The organism is Pararhizobium sp., from assembly GCF_965279435.1.
Classification (GTDB): Bacteria; Pseudomonadota; Alphaproteobacteria; order Rhizobiales; family Rhizobiaceae; genus Pararhizobium.
The window spans coordinates 891481-914501 of sequence record NZ_CBDIHY010000003.1 but is presented as its reverse complement, the minus strand read 5'-3'; the positions used below and the strand labels follow the sequence as shown (position 1 = coordinate 914501).

Below are 23021 nucleotides of genomic sequence, written 5' to 3'. Positions count from 1 at the left end.
CCTGCTAATCGACCCGTGTGGAATGGCGACCCGGATATGCACCGGATCGCCTCAAGGCATGATGGCGTTAGCCGATACCGAGTTTCTTGGTGACTTCGTTGACGTTCGCCTTGTTGGCGATCAGCGCATGCACGTAGGTTTCGCGCGGCAGTGTCTGGCCGGCGAGAAGCTTGGCAACATTCTGGATTGCCGTGCGGCCGATTTCAGCGGGTTGCTGCGCCACGTCGGCGCCGGCCGGAGAATTTGGATCGGCAACGAGTTGCAGCACTTCAGGGCTGCCATCGACACCATAGGTGCGGATTTCATTGCGGCCGGCGGCGGCGACCGCCTGGGTGGCGCCGAGCTGCGGAATGTCCCAGGCGGACCAGATCGCCTTGATCGAGCCCTTCTCCGGATATTTGTTGAGAAGTGCCGTGATCTGCGTGAAGGCGTCCTGAACCGTGTTCGGGATGACGTCGCGCAATTCCGGCTCAAGGATTTTCACCTTGGGGAAGTATTTGACGACATTGACGAGCTGGTCGTAGCGGATGGCGCAAGGGGTGACGCCGTAAAAGCCGTTGAAGACGACGATATTGCCTTCACCGCCGATGTCGGAAACGAGCTGCAGCGCCAGGTCCTTGCCGATGCCCCAATTGTCGGAGGTGGTGTTGTTGATCGAATGGGTCGAGCCGACATCGACGGTCAGAACCGGAATGCCCGCATCGCGCGCCTTCTTCAGCCAGGGATCGATGACGCTCAGCGTGCCGAGGATTTGGACGATAGCGTCGGGCTTCTGGGCAATCAGCGTCTGCAGCTGTGATACCAACTTGCCATCGTTGCGGCCGGCATCGACTGCGATCGGTTCGCCGCCGAGACGATTCACCTCTTCAATCTGGGCATTGTAGGCCTGAAGGTCGAAGAAATGATCCGTGCCGGTGGCGCTGATGGCGATACGCTTGCCCTTCAGCGAGAGCTCCTCTGCGGCTGCGGCCGTCCGGTTGCCGATCAGGCTTGCGCCTGCAATTGCCGCACCTGCGACTGCCGAAAGTTTCAAAAGATCGCGGCGGCCGACGCCCTGTGCCGGTTTTTCCTGTGTCATGGTCAATCCCCGATTAAATAATATCTATAGAATAAGTGTATTATGATATCTGCCGAGAAAGAAATTTCCAAAGATGGGGCGGTGGCCGGAAAACTTGGGGCATGAAAGCGACCCGGGCAGGAGAAATCCCGGTGCTCCGGACCCTGTCAGGAGGAGTTGCTGCGGCCTGTGCCATAGGTGAGCGCAAGGGCACCGACAAGAACGGCACCCTTGACGAAATCCTGCGTGTAATAGGGGGCGTTGAGCATGGTAAGGCCGTTGAGCAGGACGCCGACGAAGACCGCGCCAACGATGGTGCCGAGAACATTCGGCCGTCGTTTTCCAAGCACCGCAAAGCCGATCAGCGCGGCGGCCACCGCGTCCATCAGCAGCGAGCCGCCGGAGGAGACATCGCCACGCCCGACGCGGGCGGCAATGACGATGCCGCCAAGGGAGGCAAGCGTGCCGGAGATCACATAGGCGAGCGTCTTCAGCCGCGCCGTCGATGCACCCGCCAGCCGTGTGGCCACCTCGTTGCCGCCGGTGGCAAACAGCAGGCGGCCGATGCGGGTCCGTTCCGTCAGAACGAACAGGGTAATGGCGACGAAGACCATGAGCACGACAGAGACCGGGACGACGCCGAACAGGCTGGCGCGGCCGATCAAAAGGAACGTGGGGTCATAGGCGCCGGTGGCGGTTGTCCCGTTCGGCAGGATCAGTCCGGCGGAAATCGAACGGCCGGCGGTCGGGATCAGTTGCAGGCCGGAGAGCAGGAACATCATCGACAGCGTTGCCAGCAGATCTGGAACCTTCAGCCGGACGATAAGAAACGCGTTGACGAGGCCGATCAGCGCTCCGAAGGCGAGGACTAGCGGTACGGTGGCGATGGCATCGAGCCCCCAGACAATCATCGCATAGCTGGCGGCCATGACGCTGGAGGCGGCAATCGCGCCGATCGACAGATCGAACCCGCCGACGGCAAGCGTGACGGTGACGCCGGCGCCCAGAATGGCGACGACGGCAACGGCCTGCAGGATGCTCATCAGGTTACCGAGATTGGCAAAGGCGGGCTCGGCCGTGGAGAAGCCGACGAGCAGAGCAGCAAGCAAAATGAACACGGCGCCGGATCTCAACGTTGTGCCAAGATCTGCAAGCCAGGTCGATGTCCCGGCGCTTGTATTTGCGCTGCGTGGCACCGGCGGAGCGGTTTCGTCAATGATCGATGTCATGCGTGGATTTCCTGCAGGAGGTCGGATGGCGCGCCTTCGGGCGCCGCGACAAGGCTGTGGTGGTCGATGATGAGAATGCGGTCGGCAACCTCGTGGGCCTCCTCCGGATCGGAAGTGGCGATCAGGGTGGCACGGTCGCTGCGGCTGCGGATCGCCTGGATGATATCGTGGCGGGCGCCGACGTCGACGCCCTGGAAGGGTTCGTCGAGCAGCAGAAGCCGGCTCGGTTCGGCTTCCCAGCGGGCGAGAACCACCTTCTGTTGATTCCCGCCGGAAAGCGAGGTTATCGGCGCCAGCGGTCCGGATGCCTTGATGCGCAGGCGGTCGATGGCCTTTACGGCCTCGCGCCGTTCGCGGCCGCCGAACAGCAGGCCGTGCGGATACCATTTGGCAAGATGCGGCAGGCTGATGGTCGCCGCCAGCGAGCTTCCCGGCCAATCGGCCGGCATCAGCGAAGACCGATGCCGGTCCTCCGCTGCCATGGCGACGCCGGCGGCAATCGCCTCCGCCGGCGTTTGCGGCCGGTGCCGGCGGCCGCCCAGATACATCTCTCCTGCGGCAAGGCGCCCGGCGCCGAAGATCGCCGAGAGCAGGCGGCTTTTGCCGGCACCCAGCACACCGGTGATCGCCACCACCTCGCCTGTGTGGACCGTGAGATCGAACGGTGTGGAGCCGGGCAACAGCCGCGCGTCGCGCAGTTCGAAGACCGGCGATCCCTCAGCAAGGCGAATGCCGGGCCGCGCCGATTGCAGTTTGCGGCCGATCATCGTCTCGATCGCCGCTGCAAAATCGATGGGGCGCTCGAAGGCACCGGGGACTGCGCCACCGCGCATGACGAGCACCCGGCTGGCAATTGCTTCCAGATCGGCGGTCCTGTGGGAGATATAGAGGATTGCAAGTCCACCATCGCGCAGGCGTTTGAGAATGCTAAACAGGCGCTGGCTTTCTGCAATGGAAAGACTGGCGGTCGGCTCGTCAAGAATCAGCAGATCCGCCCGGTTGGCGAGTGCGCGGGCAATGGCCACCAGTTGCCGGTCGGCAGCAGTCAATTCGGCGAAGTCGCGGTCCAGCGGCAGATCGAAACCGGCGGTATCGAGGATCGCCTGCGCTTGCCGCCTGATGCTGGCGCGGGAGATGAAGAAGGGCTGGCCGCGCTGGCTGAAGCGCGTCAAAAGCAGCGTGTCTGCAACAGTGAGCCCGGCAGCGCCGACCAGATCGGTCGATTGATGGACGGTGACGACCCCGGCAGCGGCGGCTTCTGCCGGACTGCGCGGGGCGTAAGCCTGCCCGTTCAGCGTGATCGCGCCGCTATCGGCGGGCAGGACCCCGGAGAGGATTTTTACCAGTGTCGATTTGCCGGCGCCGTTTGCTCCCATCAGCGCGACGATCTCGCCGGCATCGATCGTCAGCGTCGTGTTGACCAGCGCGCGCGTGGACTGAAAACTGCGGCTGAGCGCATCGACGTGAAGCAACGGCATGGGTGGAAATCCTGATGTCTTAATAGTCTATATATTTTGTCATATATTTTCCGTTGAAGACAGCCGAGCGGGCGGAACAGCTTTGCGAAGTACCGGCTGCGCCCGTAATTTCTTTGCTGAGGGATGGGTTCCGGCAGAACGTTCGCGCCGCACAGGCAAACTGGTCATCATGCGGTACCTTGCCGGTAAGACTTTGTCGCGCAGGCCAGTTCCCGCGAAACAGGTTTCTCCCCAAGGCTGAAAAATGGCACTAATTAGTCTATTAAATTTATGGATTGACTATCTAATAGGTGCTGCGTCCCCAGAAGGGCTGGCTGCTTGCCGGTGACGTGTTCGATTGTCTTCAGAAGGAACGCATTCCATGAAAACCATTCTCCGTCTGGCGGCAACCGCCGCTCTCATTCCCTTTCTGTTCGTCTCGGCTGCCAAGGCCGATGGCGTTGCCGGCGCACCGGCCCCGTTCGACAAGGGCGGCGTCAAGCTGGCGCTGATCAGCTACATTTCTGCCGGTGATTTCTTCCAGGCGTATCAGGCTGGAGCTGAAGCACAGGCGAAGGCGCTTGATATCGATCTGCGGGTCTTCCCTGGCCGCCAGAACGCGGCGGAACAGCGCGAGCAGATTCTGCAGGCAATCAACCTCGGCGTCCAAGGCATCGTTATAGACCACGGCGTTCCCGAATCGCTTGCCGATGTCGTGCAGCAGGCGCTCGACAAGGGCATCAAGGTCGTCGCCTTCGACGTCAATCTCAACAATCCAAAGGTGCCGCAGGTCGAGCAGAGTGATCACGCGCTGGCAAAGCAAGCGCTTGAGCAGGCCGTCAAGGACAATGGCACCAGCTTCAATGCCGGATACGTCTATGTCGCCGGCTTTGCGCCGCTCGATCGCCGCAATGAGGTCTGGGACACGTTCAAGGCGGAGAACAAGGGCGTCGTCGAGAAGGCACGCTTCGGCAATGTCAGCGATACGACGGCGACCAGCACGGCCGATCAGGCAAAAGCCGCGCTTCGGGCCAATCCCGATATTACCGTGGTTTTTGCGCCCTATGACGAGTTTGCCCGCGGCGTGAAGCTGGCGGCGGCCGATCTGGGCATTTCCGACAAGCTGAAGATTTACTCTGCCGACGTTTCGACCGCCGATATCCAGGAGATCATCGAGGAAGGCAGCCCGTGGGTCGCAACGGTCGCGACCAACCCGGCCGTGGTGGGTGCCGTTTCGATCCGCGCAGCTGCCCTCGAAATTGCCGGAGAAGAGGTTCCCCGCCAGATCACCGTCGAGCCGACGTTGCTGACCCAGAAAAGCCTGAGAGAGGCCGGTGTCAAAACCATCGAGGAACTGGCCGCCAAGATCCCGGCCTTCAGCGTCAGCGATGCCGTCACCGCGAGCTGGATCCCGGCCAAGCTGTTCTGATCTTTTGCATAGCGACGGCGGAGCCGCTTGTGGCCCCGCTGCTCTCCTCCTTTTCAAACTGGAGCTTTTCCCATGAGCCAATCCAACGTTGTCTATGCAGCCGGTCTCGGCGTCACGCGCGACAGCCTGTTTGCCAGCGCCGCCGAAATCTCCCGCGATCTGTCGCTGCACGCTGCTGATCTTGATAGGGAAGGGCGCCCGCCGATCGGCGAGATCGTCAAGTTGAAGAAGGCCGGCCTGCTCAATGCTCTGCATGCGCGCGACATCGGCGGCGGTGGACTGAATTGGGTCGATGGCCTGAAACTCGTCCGCATCCTGGCGCGTGGCGAAAGCTCCATTGGCCAGCTGCTCGGCTACCACTATGTCAACAGCCAGTCGATCTACTGGTCCTTCGCGGATCAGGCGCGCGCACAGGCGCTGGGTACTGAGACCGTGGCGCAGAACCTCTACTGGGGGGCTGCGGTCAACCCGCGCGACCCCGGACTGACATTGACGCGGCGTGGCAGCGGTTACGTACTCAACGGCCGCAAATCCTTCTCCACCGCCGCGCGGGTGTCCGACTACATCAATGCCAATGCGACGCTGGAAGGCAAGATTGCCAATTTCGCCGTGCCGACCGATCGGCCGGGGTATGTCACCAATGATGACTGGGACAATATCGGCCAGCGGTTGTCGGATTCGGGCAGTGTCGAGTTCCACGATTTTCCAGTTTACGACGAGGATTTTATCGCGCCACCGGCAGATGAAAATGTACCTCCACCAGCTCTGGCAACTTTCAATACGCCGCTCATTCAGCTGGTCTTTGTGAATTTCTATCTCGGAGCTGCCGAGGGCGCACTGGCCGCCGCCGTCGATTATGTCCGCACCACGACCCGTCCCTGGGTGACATCCGGTGTCGAGCGCGCGGCGGATGATCCGTATGTTCTCGAACGTGTCGGCGAATTCACCGCATCATTGAAGGCCTCTGTGGCTCTTGCGGATAGCGCAGCATTGGCGGTGCAGACGGCCCTTTCCAAGGGAACGGACGTGACCGCTCGTGAACGTGGCGAAGCAGCAGCTGAAGCCTACGCGGCAAAGGTTCATGCCACCCATACCTCCCTCGACATCACTGCCCGCGTCTTCGAAATAACCGGCGCCCGCTCGACGGCGGAAAAATACCGGTTCGACCGCTTCTGGCGCAACGTGCGCACTCACACGCTGCACGATCCGGTGTTTTACAAGGCAAAGGAAGTCGGCGAGTTCGTGCTGAACGATAGGATCCCGGTGGTGAGTTTGTATAGCTGAGTGGGGCGAGCGTTGCTTCTACCCTTGTTAAATGTACGAGGTGGCAGATTGCGAATCAGATTTCGTTTGGATACCGGTGTGGCATTCAATCGGAGGTTGCAGTGAAACTCGTCTATATCGCTTCATGTCTATTCTCAGTCGCAATCCTTGCTGGCTGTGCACCTTCGAAGCAAGAATACGCCGCTATCGTTACGACAGTTCAGGGGAGCGCAAAGGCAAGACAGTTTGCCATGAAAGAATGCATGGCAAACTGGACCCCGCAGCAACGCAAAGATGCTTCGATCATAATTGATTCTTCAGAGAAAGATGCGCCGCGGCTGGCTTGTGCCCGCTTCGTTGAAGCAGTCCGATCCGGAAAACTCGAATATCAGGATGCCGTTGATTTTAAACGCCGTAGACTTACGCCCAAGTTGATCAAGATTTTCCAAGGACGATAACCGGGCGCCTTGTAATGAGGCCCGGTTTTTACCTTCCTCGTTAACCGATACTGGGTTTTCTGAAGGCGATGGGAGGCTGAAAATTGCTCCTCTGGAGGCGCTACCATCTCCTTCTGTCCGTACAGTCGTTGAGCGCTGAACGGATAGCGTCTTCAGCGCTCACAACGCCCCATTCTTCGGCGGCACCACGCCGTTCAGGTGAAAATTGCCGACAACATGGGCCTTCCAGCGCACCGGATCGTGCAGCGTGTGGGTGCGGGCGTTGCGCCAGTGGCGGTCGAGGTTGAGGCCGATGCGGGTGGCCGAGGTGCCTGCGAGTTCGAACAAAGTCGTGGACGCGGCGAGCGCTACCTCCGTCGTCAGCACCTTTGCGGCGGCGACCGAGAGTGTGGCGTCGATGACATTGGCCTCGGTCGCGTCCATCTGGGCAACGTCGACCTTGCGGCCTGCTCTTTCGATCAGGGCCGTTGCCGCCTCTATCTTGATGGCGATCTCGCCGATCCTGGCAATGGTCAGCGGATCGTCTGCGGCGCGTTCGACGCCGGAATCTTTCCAGGGGCGGCTCTGGGTGCGGACGAAATCCAGTGTCTCGGCAAAGGCGGCGCGCGCGATGCCGAGATCGACACCGGCATGGATGATCTGGCCGACCGAACCGATGGTGGTTGGCCGCTCAAAACCCTTGTGATGGAAGACGATGGCATCGGCATTGACATAGACATTGTTGAGGATGGTCGTGCCGCTACCGGTAGTGCGCTGGCCAAAACCATCCCAGTCGTCGATGATTTCGATGCCTTCGGTGCCCTTGGCGACGAAGGACATGGTCAGCCGGTCTTCGGGATCAAGGGCGAACACCGTAATCCAGTCGGCGAAGAGCACGCCGGTCGAATAGAATTTCTGGCCATTGACGCGGTAGCCGGGTCCTTCCGGTGTGATGCGGGTATTGTAGTCGGCCACCGTCTTGGTGCCGCGTTCGGAGAGCGCATTGCCGAAACGGTCGCCCGCCAATGCGCGGCCAAAGAAGTAGCGCTTCTGTTCTTCGCTGCCGTCCACCCGCAATGCTTCTAGAATGTAGAAATGGTTCTGCGGGATCTGGCCGATCGACGCATCCGCCTCAGACAGGATCGCGGTCACTTCCGCCAGAATCGCGTTGGAGACATCAAGCCCGCCATATTCGGCGGGAACGGTAATCGCCAGAAGTCCGGACCTGGCGATCTCGTCGAGTTCGTCATAGGGCAGGGTGCGATTGGCATCGCGATCGGACGCGCGGGTGGCGAAATCGGCGGCTAGTGCCCGGGCGGTCTCGATGGCTTCGAAATCGCTGCGGAGGCGACCGGCCGTTGGTTTGACGATTGGCTGATACTGCAAGATGGTTTCCATCGCACGCTCCGTTTTTGCACGGATCATGGGTGGAAGAAGTCAGGCGGAAAGATAAGATTATAATTTCTATAGATCTCCTAGACTAAGAAAAGTCTTTCCTTAAAGCTGGTTTTGCGCCGTCTTTGGCGTTTTCGCCTGCAAGCATTCGGCGATCCTTGCCGCAACGAACACGGCATGGTCGGTTACCTGCGGTAGGCCCATCAACTCGCCGAACGTACCGCGCGCCAGCGGCCCGGCGATCAGCAGGGATGGCGTTACGCTCGCCACTGGGCCGATGGCTTCCGAGTTACGGGTGCAGGATAGTCCAAGGCCGGTCGGGTCGATTTCGAGGTAACCGTTTTGCGAGAGTTCGGCGAGGAAGGGCTGGCTGGCGAGAATGCCGCCATGGCCGGGACCGGTGGTCACGACCACGGCGTCGTAGGTTTTCTCGACGGTAAGGGGACACCGCCGCAGACGCAGCGTGCAGTGGATCGCATCCGCCTCGATACGGCTTGCCGCAACCGACCCGGCGAGGATTTCAAGGCGTCCTTCGGCGATTGCCGTATCGAGTGCGGCTTCTACCTGCGGCGCGACGCGGAACCGGTGCACATCCCAGAACGGCCGTAGATGCCGGACGATGCGCTGCCGTTCCACCAGCGGCAGAACCTGCCACAGCGCCTGGCCCTGCGCCCGTACCTGATCGATGACACCGTGCCAGGTCCTGCCGTCCAGAGCCGCGTGCCGGATGGCATTGCGGATGTTTTTCAGCAGTGCCCGCGCGGTGAAGGCTGGCTCTTTCAGGAAGTCGCCGGTCGGGTCCTGCGCCACCGGTGCGTGGCCGCGCGAGCGCAGTCCACGCCGTGAAATCGCGGTAATCGGACCCTGGTGGCCCTTCAGCGCGAGCGCAGCGATCACATCGGCCGAGGTCAGGCCGTTGCCGACGACAAGCACGCGGTCCGATGGACGGATGGCCGCAAGCGCTCCGGCTTTCGTTGGGTCGGGCACGAAACGGGGATGGTCCTTCAGCACGGCTTGAAGCTGGCCCGGTGCTACCGGCGGCGGGTGACTGGTGGCGATGACGACGACGTCAGCCTTGGTCAGTGTGCCATCGTCACTGATAATCGACCAGCGCGGGCCATCACGCAGCACATGCGCGACCGCCCTGCGCTGATGCTGGACAGCGCCGGTCGCAACAAGTGGCTGCAGCATGGCGTTGACATAGTCGCCGAACACGCTGCGGCGGGGAAACAGGGCGCCGTCGGGCCGCAGGGCATCGTCATCGCCGGCCGTCGCCGAATGCGTCGCGATCCAGCGTAGGAAATGATCCGGTTCTTCGGTCAAAAGGCTCATGCGCGCGGCCGGCACGTTGATGCGGTGAGCGGGCTCAGTCGTGTCGTAGGCGAGACCCTTGCCAAGGTACGCGCGTGGCTCGAACACGATGATTGCAGGAGCCGGGGTCTGGTTTGACAGCGCAAGATGAAAGGCTGTTGCCGCGCCCGACACACCGCCACCGACAATGGCGACCACCGGTACTTCGCCTGAGACGGCGCCGGATACTGTCATCGGGTTGACGATCAACTGGTTCATGACACCTCACCGTCGGGCCGTTTGATAGTCTATAGTTTTTATCAATATTATTCGACGGTCAAGCCTTTAACGTCGCGGCGGACCCTACGATGGGTCCGATACCCGGGTTCAGGACTTCTCGTCGAGGGCCTGGAGAACGCGCGCCAACAGTTCTTCCTCGTCACGAACGCCATGGCGATACAGCGTCAGCACCAGCGCTGCCACAGGGTCGTTGGCGTCGCTATCCGGAGCGATGTTGCGGGCCGCCCTTGCACTGTCGAATACGCGCTGGCACAGCTGCACGTGATTGGGGAGCATTGGCTCATTGCGCCATTTCGTCATACTTCGTCTCCTGTTGCCGGCTGAAACGGACCTGCCGAGGCCGCACTCCAACAAGGCATGCACCGGTCAGAGTGGCGGTGCGTTCCTTGAGCGGTACGAGTGACGATTGATTGTGGCGGTTTTTATCCCAGCCGTATCAGGCCGGTGCAGCGGCAGCGGCCGGGTCCATCATAGGCACGGCAGCATTCAGATCGTTATCGGCATATTTGATGACGAGAATGCTGAGAATCGACCCGACGATCACGAAGACGACGGCGCGCATGGTCATTTGCATTGTACTAAATCCTGTTTAAGCCTGCCTGAAACGTGCGGATCGACGGCTTGTTCCAAAAGCGGGCATTGCAGACATCCCGCTGGAACCGGCCCACTGGAACCCGCAAGACGATAAAGCGCCCTTACTTCCAAATGGTGTTGTTCGGGCGCTTGCTGGCAGCCTGCGATACAAATACATCAGATGAGCGGAATGAAAGCAGCCGGGGGTAGTGCGTGCATCAGGATATGGCATTGGTGGCAACCGTCGCGATCAGCTTTGTGCTGGCTGCGGGGTGCGGTTATTTTGCGGATCGGCTCCGCCTGCCGCCGCTGGTCGGATATCTGGTTGCCGGCATACTGATGGGACCATTTACGCCCGGGTTTACCGCCGATACCGCGCTGGCTACCCAGTTGGCCGAGATCGGCGTTATTCTTCTTATGTTCGGTGTCGGCCTGCATTTTTCTGCGGCAGATCTTGTCGCTGTTCGCGGGGTCGCCATCCCCGGCGCCATCGGCCAGATCATCCTGGCAACGCTACTGGGGATCGGCCTCTGTACGCTCTGGGGCTGGAACCTCGGCGCCGGGCTGGTCTTCGGGCTCAGCATTTCCGTTGCCAGTACTGTCGTTCTGCTCAAGGCACTGGAGGAGCGAAACCTGGTCAATTCACCGAATGGCCGGGTGGCCATCGGCTGGCTGATTGTCGAGGACCTGGCGATGGTTCTGGTGCTCGTTCTGCTGCCGATCGTTGCTGAGGTTCTGGGCGCTCAGGGTACTGTTGCGCATGGCGCGGCGGCGGCTTCGACGCCTGTTGCGCTGACAATCGTCCTGACACTGGTCAAGCTCGGCGCATTTGCCGTCCTTGCCATCGTTCTGGGACCGCGGATTGTTCCGTGGCTATTGACGCTGGTTGCCCGCACCGGATCGCGCGAATTGTTCACGCTCACCGTTCTTGCCATCGCGCTGGGCATCGCCTTCGGCTCGGCCACGCTTTTTGGCGTTTCGTTTGCGCTGGGCGCGTTCTTCGCCGGCGTCGTCATGAGCGAATCGCATCTCAGTCACCGTGCAGCGGAGGATTCTCTGCCGTTGCAGAATGCCTTTTCGGTGCTGTTCTTCGTGTCAGTCGGCATGCTGTTCAACCCGAAGATCCTCATCGAGCAGCCGCTGGCGGTCCTCGCTATCCTGGCGCTGATCACGCTTGGAAAATCGCTGATTGCCGCCGGTTTCGTGCTGATGCTGCGCTATCCGATGTCGATGGCGCTGACCGTGGCGGCAAGCCTCGCCCAGATCGGCGAGTTTTCCTTCATCGTCGCTGGCCTTGGCGTCTCCCTGGGGCTGATGTCACAAGAGGGGTATGACCTCATCCTGGCTGGCGCCATCCTGTCGATTACCCTCAATCCGCTGATGTTCTGGGCTGCGGCAAAGCTGAAGACCGCGTTCAGTGGTAGTGTGCCGATTTACGGCGAGCGGAAAATCAAAATACTCAGTCGCGATCTCGACGTCATCAAGGCGCGGAACGATGAAAAGGAAAGCCAGCAGCAGCTGAAGCAGCAGCAGCTGGTCCACACCTTTCCGCTGTTTTCAGAGGTCAACGATCACGCGCTCGAGGAGCTTCTCCTCCTGTTCCGTCCAGCCTCGGCCTCGCCGGGTGACAAGGTGATCAGGGTTGGAGAGCGCGGGGATGCGATGTTTTTCATCTCGTCCGGCGCCGCCGAGGTTCGTTTGCCGGGCAACGACATCCTGCTCGAGGCCGGCGCATTTTTCGGCGAGATGGCGCTGCTCAGCGGCGGGTTGCGCACCGCAGACGTGATCGCGGTGGATTTCTGCCAGTTCCTCAAACTCGATCGGCGTGATTTCAACATTTTCATGGCCCGCCATCCCCGCCTGCGCGCCGCTGTCAGCGACATGGCCCGTGAACGTAAGAAGATGAATGTGCCTGGTACGATCAACAGCGGCACGGTGGAGTAATTGTTATGGTTGAGGCTTGGAGCTGACATGAGCTTCAATCCGCCAAGACTCCGGTTTTCCGGTTTTTGCCTGTCAATCATCGCCGTGGCGCAATTTTCGGATGAAAAAACCTGAAGAATGGCAAGAAGCAGGGACAAAAATTGATGTAGACTGCAGTATTCGCCTCAAATCCCGGAGACTGTCATGACTGCTCCACATCCCTCCAAGACCCATATCGGCAATCACAAGCTGCATCCCGAAACATTGATGCTGAACTATGGTTATGATCCTGAACTCTCCGAGGGGGCGGTCAAGCCGCCGGTGTTTCTGACATCCACATTCGTGTTCAAGTCGGCCGAGGAAGGGCGCGATTTCTTCGATTTTGTTTCCGGCCGCCGCGAGCCGCCGGCAGGGACCGGGGCAGGGCTGGTCTATTCCCGCTTCAATCACCCCAACAGCGAAATCGTCGAGGATCGTCTCGCCGTCTACGAGCGTACGGAAAGCTGCGCGCTGTTTTCCTCCGGCATGTCGGCGATTGCAACGACGCTACTGGCGTTCGTCCGGCCGGGCGATGCCATCCTGCATTCGCAGCCGCTTTACGGCGGCACCGAAACGCTGTTGGCAAAGACCTTCCTCAATATGGGCGTTGCAGCGGTGGGATTTGCCGACGGTGTCAATGAGGCGTCCGTTCAGGCAGCGGCTGAAGAAGCGATGGCGAAAGGCCGGGTCTCGATGATCCTGATCGAAACCCCTGCCAATCCGACCAACAGCCTTGTCGATGTCGCGATGATCCGCAGGATTGCCGACGCGATCGGCAAGAAACAGGGACATACGCCAATCGTTGCCTGCGACAATACTCTGCTTGGCCCGGTCTTTCAGCGGCCGATCGAGTATGGTGCCGATATCTCGCTTTATTCACTGACCAAGTATGTTGGCGGTCATTCTGACCTCATCGCCGGCGCTGCTCTCGGCGCAAAATCGGTGATGAAACAGGTCAAGGCGCTGCGCGGCGCCATCGGCACGCAGCTTGATCCGCACTCCTGCTGGATGCTCGGGCGGTCGCTGGAGACATTGTCGATCCGCATGGAGAAGGCCAACAACAACGCGCTCGACGTCGCCAATTTCCTGCGTGATCATCCGAAGGTCAAGGGCATTCACTATCTGCCTTATCATGACCCGCAGTCGCCGCTCGGCAAGACATTTGCCGCGCAGTGCACCGGGGCGGGCTCGACCTTCTCCTTCGATATTCGCGGCGGCCAGCCGGCATCCTTCAAGTTTTTGAATGCGCTGCAGATCTTCAAACTCGCCGTCAGCCTCGGCGGCACGGAATCACTTGCCAGTCATCCGGCGACGATGACCCATTCCGGCGTGCCTCTGGAGGTGCGTCAGCGGATCGGTGTGCTGGAATCGACCATCCGCCTGTCAATCGGCATTGAACACCCCGATGATCTGATCGCAGACCTGACAATGGCGCTGGATGCGGCTTGATACTTCGGCGATATTTTTCTTATTTTTCGCTGTGTCTTGAAACGGTTACATTCCTTCGCCATATTATGCTCATGGAATTCGTTTCCAGCGGTTGACCACGGATGTACTGGCAATCGCTGTCGAGACGGGTCGGAGAGGTCGGGTTTTCACCCGGCCTTTTTCTTTGCCCGGACCCTCGCGGATCGCCCGCCGAACGGTTTCTTTTTCAAATTGTGTTTACGCTGTCGTTTGTTATCTCGCCTTTCGCGGGGGATAACACTACTTGTTATTGCAGACGATTTAGACGAACATTTGCCATGGCCATCCGGCCTCCCGGCCAATTCCCTCGACAGGAGAAAACCATGCCCCTTAAGTCTCTGATGGCCGTTGCGGCGCTGGCGCTTTTGGCGCTTTCAGGATGCGCAAGCACCGGCGCCAACAACACGACCTACTCGCAATACCAGGGTTACGGCCCGATCCCGGACCTCGGCGCCTCTGACTCGGGTGGCGTACGCATCGGTTACTGATACTCTTTGAGCGAACAGTTTTGCAGGGGGACGTGCATGCCCCCTGCAAATCGCGCATGCCAGCGGGCGGCGCTGCCCTAGCAATTGGCCACCCGATTGCTCCACACCTATCTTCCAGGATGTTTCGTCGTGATCCCAGCCAAGCTGGCAGGCTTTCGGTTGCCCGATGGCGGGCCGCGTGAACGTGCCTGTTTGTCTCCACGATAATGGCCCGATCAGCCACGGCATTGCCCGGTTACGGGCAGAGCCAAGGCATTTTTACGTCGGAACGTCCCGATTGTTACCGTAACGTACTTCCTCCGGTGCATTTTCCCATCAGAGTTGCAGGGTCGAAACAGCGACCTGCCAGGGCAGCTCCGACTGTCCCGCGAAGAGGAGATCCGCAATGACCGGAGACTTTCAACACGCCGAGATGGGAGACCATCATGACCAGTAAATTTTCGCGCAAACTGCTGAGCGCCACCGCCGCAGCCGCCATGTCCTTGATGGCCGTTCCCTTTGCCACCGCGACCGCCCAGGCGCAGGATGCAGCGGCAGCAAAGCCCAACATCCTTGTGATCTTCGGCGATGACATTGGCCAGACCAACATTTCCGCCTATTCCATGGGTGTCATCGGCTACAAGACACCGAACATCGATCGCATCGCAAAAGAAGGCATGATGTTCACGGACTATTATGCCGAGAACAGCTGCACTGCCGGACGTTCGACGTTTATCACAGGCCAGGTCTGCCTCAGGACCGGTCTATGCAAGGTTGGCGCGCCCGGCGTTACAGTGGGATTGCAGGATGGTGACATCACCATCGCCCAGGCGTTGAAGCCGCTTGGATACTCGACGGGGCAATTCGGCAAGAACCATCTGGGCGACCGGGACGAGTATCTGCCGACCAAGCATGGCTTCGACGAATTCTTCGGCAATCTCTACCATTTGAACGCCGAGGAAGAACCCGAGGCAGCGAATTGGCCGAAGGATGATGCCGAGTTTCTCAAGGCGTACAATCCGCGCGGCGTGATCAAGGCCTCCGCCGACGGAAAGGTCGAGGATACCGGACCGCTGACGACGAAGCGCATGGAGACAATTGACGACGAGACGACGGCAGCCGCCATCGACTTCATCGATCGCCAGGCGAAGGCGAAGAAGCCTTTCTTCACCTGGATGAATACGACACGCATGCACCTCTTCACCCACGTGCGGGAGTCCATGCGCGGCCAGAGCGGCATGCCAGGCAACGAGTATGGCGACGGCATGATCGAGCATGACGGCGACGTCGGCAAACTCCTGAACAAGCTTGACGAGCTCGGCATCGCCGACAACACCATTGTCGTCTATGCCACCGACAATGGCCCCAACCAGTTTTCCTGGCCGGACGCGGCGACAACGCCGTTCCGCTCCGAGAAGGACACCAACTGGGAAGGCGCTTTCCGCGTCCCGGCATTGGTCCGCTGGCCCGGCCACGTCAAGCCTGGCCAAGTCTCCAACGGCATGGTCTCAGGCCTCGACTGGTTCCCGACCCTGCTTGCCGCCGCTGGCGATCCCGATGTGAAAAACCGCCTTCTGACCGGCTGGAAGCCTGAAGGAAGCGCCACGACCTTCAAGAACCATCTCGATGGCTTCAACCAGCTCGATTACATCACAGGAAAGGCCGACAAGAGCGCTCGAAATGAGTTCTACTATTTCGATGATGACGGCAATCTCGTGTCGATCCGCTACGACGACTGGAAGGTCGTCTTCCACGAACAGCGCACTCCGGGTGGATTTGGCGTCTGGCAGGACCCATTGGTCACCCTTCGCTTGCCCAAGCTCTTCAATCTGCGCATGGACCCCTATGAACGTGCCGACACCGTCTCCGATCAGTATAACGACTGGCTGGTCAGAAACGACTTCCTTTTGGTCAAGGGACAGTTGAAGAGCGCGGCCTTCCTTGAGACCTTCGTGAAGTATCCGCCGAGCCAGCGCGTGGCCAGCTTCAACGTCGAAGGTGTCCGCGCCCAGGTGGACAAGGCGATCGACCAGTCCTTCAAGGAACGCGGCATCGAGAAGTAGTCCCTGCCGCCACTCCTATGACAATGATCTCCGGACGCACCTTCACCCGTGCGTCCGGCCCACATGAACGGAGTTCGGTATGACGGCACGCGACGATATACTCGCTCTTGGCCAACGCATCGGCCAGTCCATTATCGGCCAGGAGGAAATGGTCGAACGGCTGCTGCTGGGGCTGCTCGCCAACGGCCATCTCTTGGTCGAAGGCCTTCCCGGGCTTGCCAAGACACGCGCCATCAAAAGTCTGGCGAAGAACCTCAATTCCGAACTTTCCCGCGTTCAGTTCACGCCGGATCTTCTGCCGGCCGATATTACCGGGTCGGAAATCTATTTCAGCGAGGGCGGCAAGGGCGAGTTCAAGTTCCAGCAGGGACCAATTTTTGCCAACCTGATCCTCGCCGATGAAATCAATCGCGCACCCGCCAAGGTGCAGTCGGCTCTGCTGGAGGCCATGGAGGAGCGGCAGGTCACCGTCGGTGGCAAGAGCTATCCGCTTCCTGAACTGTTCATGGTGATGGCGACGCAGAACCCCATCGAGCAGGAAGGCACATATACGCTGCCGGAGGCCCAGCTTGACCGTTTCCTGATGCACGTCGAGGTCGGTTATCCCGATGAGGTTTCGGAGGCCGCCATCATGCGGCTGGTACGTGACGAAGAAAATGCAGGAGCGCATGCGAAGACAGCCGCTCCCGAAAGGCTCGATCCGCAGGCGGTCTTTGCGGCCCGCAAGGAGGTCGGTGCCGTGACCGTTTCCAGCCCCATCGAAAAGTACATTGTCGCCCTGGTTTTCGCCACGCGTTATCCGGATCGCTACGACAAGGATCTTGCCAAGCTTCTGCAGGTGGGCGTCAGTCCGCGCGGCGTCATCGGTCTCGACAAGGTCTCGCGCTCCTATGCCTGGCTGAAAGGCCGCGATTATGTGACCCCGGATGATGTCAAGGCGATCGTTCATGACGTCTTTCGCCACAGGCTGATATTATCTTACGAGGCACACGCCTCGGACACCACACCGGACAAGGTGATCGATCGCATTATAGAACTCGTGGCGGTTTCGTGAGGAGTGGCGATGCCGGCGACTGAGAGCACGCAAGGCGTTCATATCTCCACCGATCAGCTCGTGGCTCTGGAAGCGCGCGCCCGTGACTTGAGCTTCGTCCAGAAATCCCGCAGCCACCAGCAGCTAGCGGGCCGGATGCAATCCTCGATGCGCGGCCGTGGGCTGACGTTCGAGGAGTTGCGCGACTACCTGCCTGGCGATGACATCCGTTCCATCGACTGGCGGGTGACGGCACGCACGAACAAGCCTGCGGTGCGCGTCTACAGTGAAGAAAAGGAACGTCCCGCCCTCGTTATCGTCGACCAGCGGATCAACATGTTTTTCGGCAGCCGCCGCTCGATGAAATCGGTGACTGCGGCCGAGGCGGCGATGCTTTGCGCGTGGCGCATCCTTGGCTCGGGTGACCGGGTGGGAGGCTTCGTTTTCAACGATACCGACATTGACGAGGTCCGGCCGCATCGCAGCCGCGAGGCGGTGATCACGCTTGCCGGCAAGATCGCGGCACAGAACGGCAGCCTCGAGGCCGCATTTTCCGGGAAACCATCACCTGAATCGCTCGACACCGTCTTGCGCCGCGTCGCCGCCATTGCCCATCACGATCACCTCGTCGTCGTGATCAGCGATTTCGACGGTCACAGCGAGACGACGCGGGATACTTTGCTGCGTTTGGCGGACCGGAACGACATCATCTGTATTCTGGTCTATGACCCCTTCCTGCTTGATTTGCCGATTTCGGGCGACATCGTGGTGAGTGGCGGTGGCCTGCAGGCGGAACTGCCGCTGCGGCGCGCCGATGTCAGGCAAGCGATCGGGACCTTTGCCCGTGACCGCGGCCGTGAGCTTCGCGACTGGCAGCGGCAGTTGGGCTTGCCGATGCTTCCGGTTTCGGCGGCTGAAGACACCGCGCCTCAGCTCCGGCGGCTGCTCGAACAGGCCTCGTGGCGACAGCGGAGGCGGTAATGGAGCCGGACAAGGTGCCTCCCCTTGATCCTCTGACAAGAGTCGCTCTCGAATCGCTGAAAGACATAGCGGTACCAGAGCCCGTGTCGTGGATTCCACAAACGTGGGGATGGGCACTGGCCGCGATCCTCATGCTGGTGGTGATTTTGCTTCTCGTTCTTCGGGCGCTCCGGCGTTACCGGGCAAACGCCTATCGCCGGCAGGCACTTGTCGAGCTGAACGGCATCGAACCGCGCATCCTCGACCCGCAGACCCGCAATGACGCTGTGGGCGATCTGGCGGAATTGCTGAAGCGCGTCGCTCTGGTCGTGTGGAAGCGCGAAGAGGTGGCGACCCTTTCGGGAGCGGCATGGATTGATTTCCTGAAACGCCATTGCAAGGCGGGCGACGTCAGCGCTTTGCAGCCACTTCTCGACGGCGATGAATATCGCACGGACAGCGACCTGAGCGGCATTCCCGACACGCTTTGCAAGACCTTCGTCTCCTCGGCGAGGGTCTGGATCAGGCGGCATCATGTATCAGCTTGATCTTCCATGGCTGCTCGCTTTGATTGCGGTGCCGCTGCTGGTCTGGTGGTTGCTGCCTGCCCGCCGCGAAACCTCGGCATCGGTAAGACTTCCGTTCTTCCGGCAGGTCACTGAGGCCGCAGGGGTCGATCCGTCCGAAGGATCGGTGGTCGCCCGGCGGAGCTGGACGCGATGTATCTGTGAAACACTGGCATGGTGCCTGATGGTCGTCGCCATCGCTCGCCCGCAATTCGTCGAACCGCCGATCGAGAAAGTCGAGCCGCAGCGCGATCTGCTGCTGGCGCTGGACCTGTCGCAGTCCATGGATACCAAGGATTTCCGTTCGCCGGATGGCAGCACGGAGGCGCGTGTGGATGCGGTCCGCAAGGTGGTTGCCGATTTCGTCGCGAAGCGCCCCGGCGACCGTATCGGACTGATAGCCTTCGGCGATGCGCCCTATCCACTCGTGCCCTTCACGATGGATCATAAGACCGTCCAGGCGGTGATCGCTGATACGCTTCCCGGAATTGCAGGTCCACGCACGGCGCTCGGCGATGCCATCGGGCTTGCCATCAAGATGTTCGAAAAGACCACGGTGCCTGAAAAGGTATTGATCGTTCTCACCGATGGAAACGACACGGCAAGCCGTATGCCTCCGGCCAAGGCCGCCGACATTGCCAAACAGAAAAAGGTCATCATTCACACCGTCGGCATCGGTGATCCGAAAGCGTCCGGCGAAGACAAGCTCGATACCGGGACGCTGCAGAAGATCGCGGATGAAACCGGCGGGCGCTATTTCTTCGGGCAGGACCAGACGCAGCTTTCAACCATCTACGACACGCTCGACAAGATTACGCCGCAGGACCAAAAGAACCTCTCCTGGCGTCCGCGCATCGAGCTGTTCCACTGGCCGCTCGGTCTCGCGATTGCTATCCTTGGCGCATACTATCTTTTGAGCGGGTTGACGGGGCTCTTCAGAAGGAGAGCTGCGGCATGATCGAGAATTTTCATCTCCTCAGACCTTGGTGGCTTCTGGTTCTCGCCGTGCCCGCGATCATCGTCTGGATGTCGGCGCGCTCTGCCGATACCCGACGCCAGTGGAAGGGCATGATCGAGCAGCATCTTCTGGACAGCTTGGTTGTCGACAGTTCGCCTGGATCCCGTATGCGTCCGTCTTGGCTTCTGGCCACTGTTCTGACATGTGCGATCCTGGCGGTGTCCGGACCGGCTTGGGAGCGGGAGTTGCCGCCTTTCGTGGAAGACACGGCTCCCCTCGTCATCGCCGTGGATCTCTCGCCGACCATGGATGCGATCGACGTCAGCCCGTCGCGGCTGGAGCGCGCCAAGCTCAAGATCAGGGACATCGTCGCTGGACGCTCCGGTGCACACACGGCAGTCATTGCCTATGCCGGATCGGCGCATCTGGTTTTGCCGCTCACCGAAGACGGGTCGCTGATCGAGACCTACACGGATGCTTTGGCGACGCGGATCATGCCTGTCGATGGGAAGGATACCGCCAAGGCTCTCGCTCTTGCCGAGGCCACTCTTGCTTCGGAGGATGTCCCCGGTACGATTCTGTTCCTGACCGACGGGATCGAGCAAAAGGCATTCGATGCCTTTAAGCTTAAGTCTCGGCAGGGGATCGTTGTGCTCGGCATCGGCACGGCTGAAGGCGGGCCGGTGAAAAGCTCGGACGGTAGTTTTCTGACCGATGCGGCAGGTGGCCGGGTTGCCGCAAAGCTCGACGTCGAAGGATTGAAGAACCTCCACGCGCTCACTGGCGCGGATGTCGCGACATTTACGGACGACGATACGGACGTCCGCTGGGTATCACAACGCATCCGCACCAACTTCGCACAGAAGCGGGCGGCTGAGGGCGATCGCTGGCGGGATGCGGGATGGTGGTTGATCGGCCCGTTACTGCTGCTCTTCGCTCTCACTTTCCGCAAGGGTTGGATCGTCCGGGTTGGCGCGGTTCTCCTCTCCGCCCACATACTGCTGCCCTCGAATGCCCAGGCCGCCGACTTTGTCGACATGTGGCTGACACCGGACCAACAAGGGCGGATGGCCTATGAGAAAGGCGATTTTGAAGGTGCAGCGGCGCTTTTCGCCGACCCGATGTGGAAGGGAACGTCTCTTTATCGTGCAGGCAAATATGCAGAGGCGCTTGATGCATTCGCTACCGCCGACAGCGCCGAGAGCTGGTATGATCAGGGGAACGCCCTTTTGCATCTCGGAAAACTCGATGAGGCGGTCTCTGCATACAAGACTGCGCTGAAGAAGAGGCCGGATTGGCCTGATGCCGCTGCAAACCTTACCATTGCGGAACAGCTCGTGAAGCTGAAAAAGGATGAGGAGGAAGAGCAGCAGGATGCACCGAGCCTGCCGCCCGACAGCATTCAGTTCGACGACAAGGGCAAAAAGGGCAAGGCGGCCACTATTAGCATCGCCGAGCAGACGTCGGAGCTCTGGATGAAGAATATCATCGTCAGTCCCGCCGATCTTATGGCGCGCAAGTTTGCCATCGAAGCCCAGGGGAAGAAGCCATGATGATGCTCCGCGCCGTCATCGCAGTCTGGCTGGCACTCGGTTCGATCGCCTATGCCGCCGAACCGTTCACACGCGCCGCAGTGGAAGGCAAAGGCAGGATCGTACCCGGCCAACAGGTTCAGGTCACGGTCGATGTTTTCGTGTCGGATTTTTTCACAGCGCCGCCGCAGTTTCCGCTATTCGATTTGCCAAATGCAATCGTGACCCTGTCGGATGAGCGTGCGCAGAACATGGTCGAAACGGTCGATGGTGTGCAGTATGCCGGGATCCGCCGGACCTATGCGGTGGTTCCTGAAGCAGCAGGCACGTTCACCCTTCCGCCGGCCGTGATCACGCTCGGTTATTCGCAGGACGGCAAACCAATCTCCGGCCAGGCTATCCTGCAACAGGTGAGCTTTACCGTTGCCGGCACGCCCGACGGTGCGGCATCAACTTTGATCTTCGCGGCGCGGGACCTGACGATCACCCAGTCCTTCGATCGTGATCCAGCGGCGTTGACTGTTGGTGACGCCGTGGTTCGCACGATCACCCTGTTTGCCGAAGACACGCAGGCGATGATGATCCCGGCCATCCCGATCGTTACCGCCAAGGGCCTGAAGCAGTATTCGAAATCCCCCCGCATCGCCGATGGCGTGGCGGCCGAAGACCGGACGACGGGAAGCACCCGGACGGAAACCATCACCTATGTCGCCGAGGCCGCAGGTGCTTTCGAGATCCCCGCCGTGTCGTATCCCTGGTTCGACGTCGATACCCAGGTCAACGAAGCCGCAACGCTTCCCGCCACGCCCGTGAAAGTCGCGCCGTCCGTTCCGGCAGTCACCGGGCTGGCGCCCCGGTTGGAACAGCCGGATCATCAGGGTAAGCAAGCTTGGCTGTCGAAGAAGGGGGTATCGATGATCTTGGCGGCAATGGTTGGTTTGGCGGCAGCGGGTTATGCACTCTTCCATTTGCTGCCGTGGATAGGAAGGACGTTGCGAACGGTGAGGAATGCTCGCCGCAATTCCGAGCGGCAAAAATTCAGGCAGCTGATCGCATGTATCCCGTCCGATAACCCCGTCTCGATCTACCGTAACCTTGAAGACTGGACGCGCTCGGCAGGATACGGATCAATAGCGGCCTGGGTATTGGCATCCGCAGATGAAGGCGTCACTAGCGAGACCCGCAAACTTGAGAGTGAGCTCTTCGGTCCGGATCGCAACCATCCGGCCTTTGATCGCGCAGCATTGAAGCAGGCTCTCCTGATGTGGCGGAAGAAGGCTCGCGCGCGGGGGCGCGGAGTCCCCGCTTCGCCGCTGCCCGACCTCAACCCGCAAAGCGGGCGGCGCGCCGTCAACAGGGCCACAGCGCGCGCCGTCTGACACTGTGCTGTCGGCTTGTGTTCTCTCCGTGCTTGTTACCGTAACGTACTTCCACCCCCGGCCCGTCTCCATGATGTTGGGCATGGAAATCCGGAGAAGACGGTGATGCTGGTTCTCTCTGCGGAAGATACATAGTGCGACGCAACCGAAGACTTCGTTTGGATCCGAGCCGCACTTTTGTGATGGGATCAGGCCTTCACGGCA

Annotated in this window: 20 protein-coding genes; 13 read left to right on the top strand and 7 right to left on the bottom strand. The window is 60.3% G+C overall.

Annotated features, from left to right (window positions below; translation table 11 throughout):
• Positions 1 to 67: 67 nt before the first annotated feature.
• From ACQY8Q_RS10005 to ACQY8Q_RS09995, 3 genes are all read right to left on the bottom strand, one after another.
• Positions 68 to 1078, bottom strand: a complete 1011-nt coding sequence (locus ACQY8Q_RS10005; RefSeq protein WP_428426442.1) for a sugar ABC transporter substrate-binding protein — start codon at positions 1076 to 1078, stop codon at positions 68 to 70.
• A 146-nt stretch (positions 1079 to 1224) separates the two neighbouring features.
• Complete coding sequence (locus ACQY8Q_RS10000) at positions 1225 to 2286, bottom strand: ABC transporter permease (RefSeq protein ID WP_428426441.1); 1062 nt, start codon at positions 2284 to 2286, stop codon at positions 1225 to 1227.
• Positions 2283 to 3764: a sugar ABC transporter ATP-binding protein gene (locus ACQY8Q_RS09995; RefSeq protein ID WP_428426440.1), complete on the bottom strand. Its 1482-nt coding sequence runs from the start codon at positions 3762 to 3764 to the stop codon at positions 2283 to 2285. Before ACQY8Q_RS09995 ends, ACQY8Q_RS10000 begins: the two co-directional genes overlap by 4 nt.
• 361 nt (positions 3765 to 4125) lie before the next feature.
• Between ACQY8Q_RS09995 and ACQY8Q_RS09990 the strand changes: the two genes are divergently transcribed.
• The 3 genes from ACQY8Q_RS09990 to ACQY8Q_RS09980 all read left to right on the top strand — a co-directional run bounded on the left by ACQY8Q_RS09990 (position 4126) and on the right by ACQY8Q_RS09980 (position 6893).
• The gene (locus ACQY8Q_RS09990) at positions 4126 to 5172 is read left to right on the top strand and encodes a substrate-binding domain-containing protein (protein ID WP_428426439.1); all 1047 of its coding nucleotides are present in this window, start codon (positions 4126 to 4128) and stop codon (positions 5170 to 5172) included.
• A 72-nt stretch (positions 5173 to 5244) separates the two neighbouring features.
• Positions 5245 to 6456 carry an acyl-CoA dehydrogenase family protein gene (locus tag ACQY8Q_RS09985; RefSeq protein WP_428426438.1) on the top strand — a complete coding sequence of 404 codons (1212 nt, stop codon included), beginning with the start codon at positions 5245 to 5247 and terminating at the stop codon, positions 6454 to 6456.
• A gap of 101 nt (positions 6457 to 6557) precedes the next feature.
• On the top strand, positions 6558 to 6893 hold the full coding sequence (locus tag ACQY8Q_RS09980) for a hypothetical protein (RefSeq protein WP_428426437.1): 336 nt from the start codon (positions 6558 to 6560) through the stop codon (positions 6891 to 6893).
• 159 nt (positions 6894 to 7052) lie between these two features.
• Here the strand turns inward: ACQY8Q_RS09980 and ACQY8Q_RS09975 are convergent, their stop codons facing one another.
• The 4 genes from ACQY8Q_RS09975 to ACQY8Q_RS09960 form a co-directional block, all read right to left on the bottom strand.
• Entirely contained in the window at positions 7053 to 8270 is a 1218-nt protein-coding gene (locus ACQY8Q_RS09975) for an SfnB family sulfur acquisition oxidoreductase (protein ID WP_428426436.1), read from the bottom strand.
• A gap of 99 nt (positions 8271 to 8369) precedes the next feature.
• Complete coding sequence (locus ACQY8Q_RS09970; protein ID WP_428426435.1) at positions 8370 to 9836, bottom strand: FAD/NAD(P)-binding protein; 1467 nt, start codon at positions 9834 to 9836, stop codon at positions 8370 to 8372.
• 108 nt (positions 9837 to 9944) lie between these two features.
• Positions 9945 to 10157: a hypothetical protein gene (locus ACQY8Q_RS09965; protein WP_428426434.1), complete on the bottom strand. Its 213-nt coding sequence runs from the start codon at positions 10155 to 10157 to the stop codon at positions 9945 to 9947.
• A gap of 136 nt (positions 10158 to 10293) precedes the next feature.
• Entirely contained in the window at positions 10294 to 10431 is a 138-nt protein-coding gene (locus ACQY8Q_RS09960) for a hypothetical protein (protein ID WP_428426433.1), read from the bottom strand.
• Positions 10432 to 10643: 212 nt separating this feature from the next.
• On the opposite strand from ACQY8Q_RS09960, the gene ACQY8Q_RS09955 reads away from it, so the two are divergent.
• The 10 genes from ACQY8Q_RS09955 (at position 10644) to ACQY8Q_RS09910 (ending at position 22817) form a co-directional block, all read left to right on the top strand.
• The gene (locus ACQY8Q_RS09955; RefSeq protein ID WP_428426432.1) at positions 10644 to 12374 is read left to right on the top strand and encodes a cation:proton antiporter; all 1731 of its coding nucleotides are present in this window, start codon (positions 10644 to 10646) and stop codon (positions 12372 to 12374) included.
• Between the two features lie 183 nt (positions 12375 to 12557).
• Complete coding sequence (locus ACQY8Q_RS09950; protein ID WP_428426431.1) at positions 12558 to 13841, top strand: cystathionine gamma-synthase family protein; 1284 nt, start codon at positions 12558 to 12560, stop codon at positions 13839 to 13841.
• Positions 13842 to 14182: 341 nt separating this feature from the next.
• Positions 14183 to 14347, top strand: coding sequence for a hypothetical protein (locus tag ACQY8Q_RS09945; RefSeq protein ID WP_428426430.1), 165 nt, complete (start codon positions 14183 to 14185; stop codon positions 14345 to 14347).
• Positions 14348 to 14772: 425 nt separating this feature from the next.
• A complete protein-coding gene (locus ACQY8Q_RS09940) occupies positions 14773 to 16389 on the top strand; it encodes an arylsulfatase (RefSeq protein ID WP_428426429.1) in 1617 nt (538 codons plus the stop codon).
• A gap of 79 nt (positions 16390 to 16468) precedes the next feature.
• Positions 16469 to 17443: an AAA family ATPase gene (locus tag ACQY8Q_RS09935; RefSeq protein WP_428426428.1), complete on the top strand. Its 975-nt coding sequence runs from the start codon at positions 16469 to 16471 to the stop codon at positions 17441 to 17443.
• A 9-nt stretch (positions 17444 to 17452) separates the two neighbouring features.
• Positions 17453 to 18403: a DUF58 domain-containing protein gene (locus ACQY8Q_RS09930; RefSeq protein WP_428429740.1), complete on the top strand. Its 951-nt coding sequence runs from the start codon at positions 17453 to 17455 to the stop codon at positions 18401 to 18403.
• Complete coding sequence (locus tag ACQY8Q_RS09925) at positions 18403 to 18930, top strand: DUF4381 domain-containing protein (protein WP_428426427.1); 528 nt, start codon at positions 18403 to 18405, stop codon at positions 18928 to 18930. Before ACQY8Q_RS09930 ends, ACQY8Q_RS09925 begins: the two co-directional genes overlap by 1 nt.
• On the top strand, positions 18917 to 19906 hold the full coding sequence (locus ACQY8Q_RS09920) for a vWA domain-containing protein (RefSeq protein WP_428426426.1): 990 nt from the start codon (positions 18917 to 18919) through the stop codon (positions 19904 to 19906). The genes ACQY8Q_RS09925 and ACQY8Q_RS09920 overlap by 14 nt, the downstream gene beginning before the upstream one ends.
• Positions 19903 to 21459: a VWA domain-containing protein gene (locus tag ACQY8Q_RS09915; protein ID WP_428426425.1), complete on the top strand. Its 1557-nt coding sequence runs from the start codon at positions 19903 to 19905 to the stop codon at positions 21457 to 21459. The genes ACQY8Q_RS09920 and ACQY8Q_RS09915 overlap by 4 nt, the downstream gene beginning before the upstream one ends.
• Positions 21456 to 22817, top strand: coding sequence for a BatD family protein (locus ACQY8Q_RS09910; RefSeq protein WP_428426424.1), 1362 nt, complete (start codon positions 21456 to 21458; stop codon positions 22815 to 22817). The genes ACQY8Q_RS09915 and ACQY8Q_RS09910 overlap by 4 nt, the downstream gene beginning before the upstream one ends.
• The last annotated feature ends 204 nt before the right edge of the window (positions 22818 to 23021 follow it).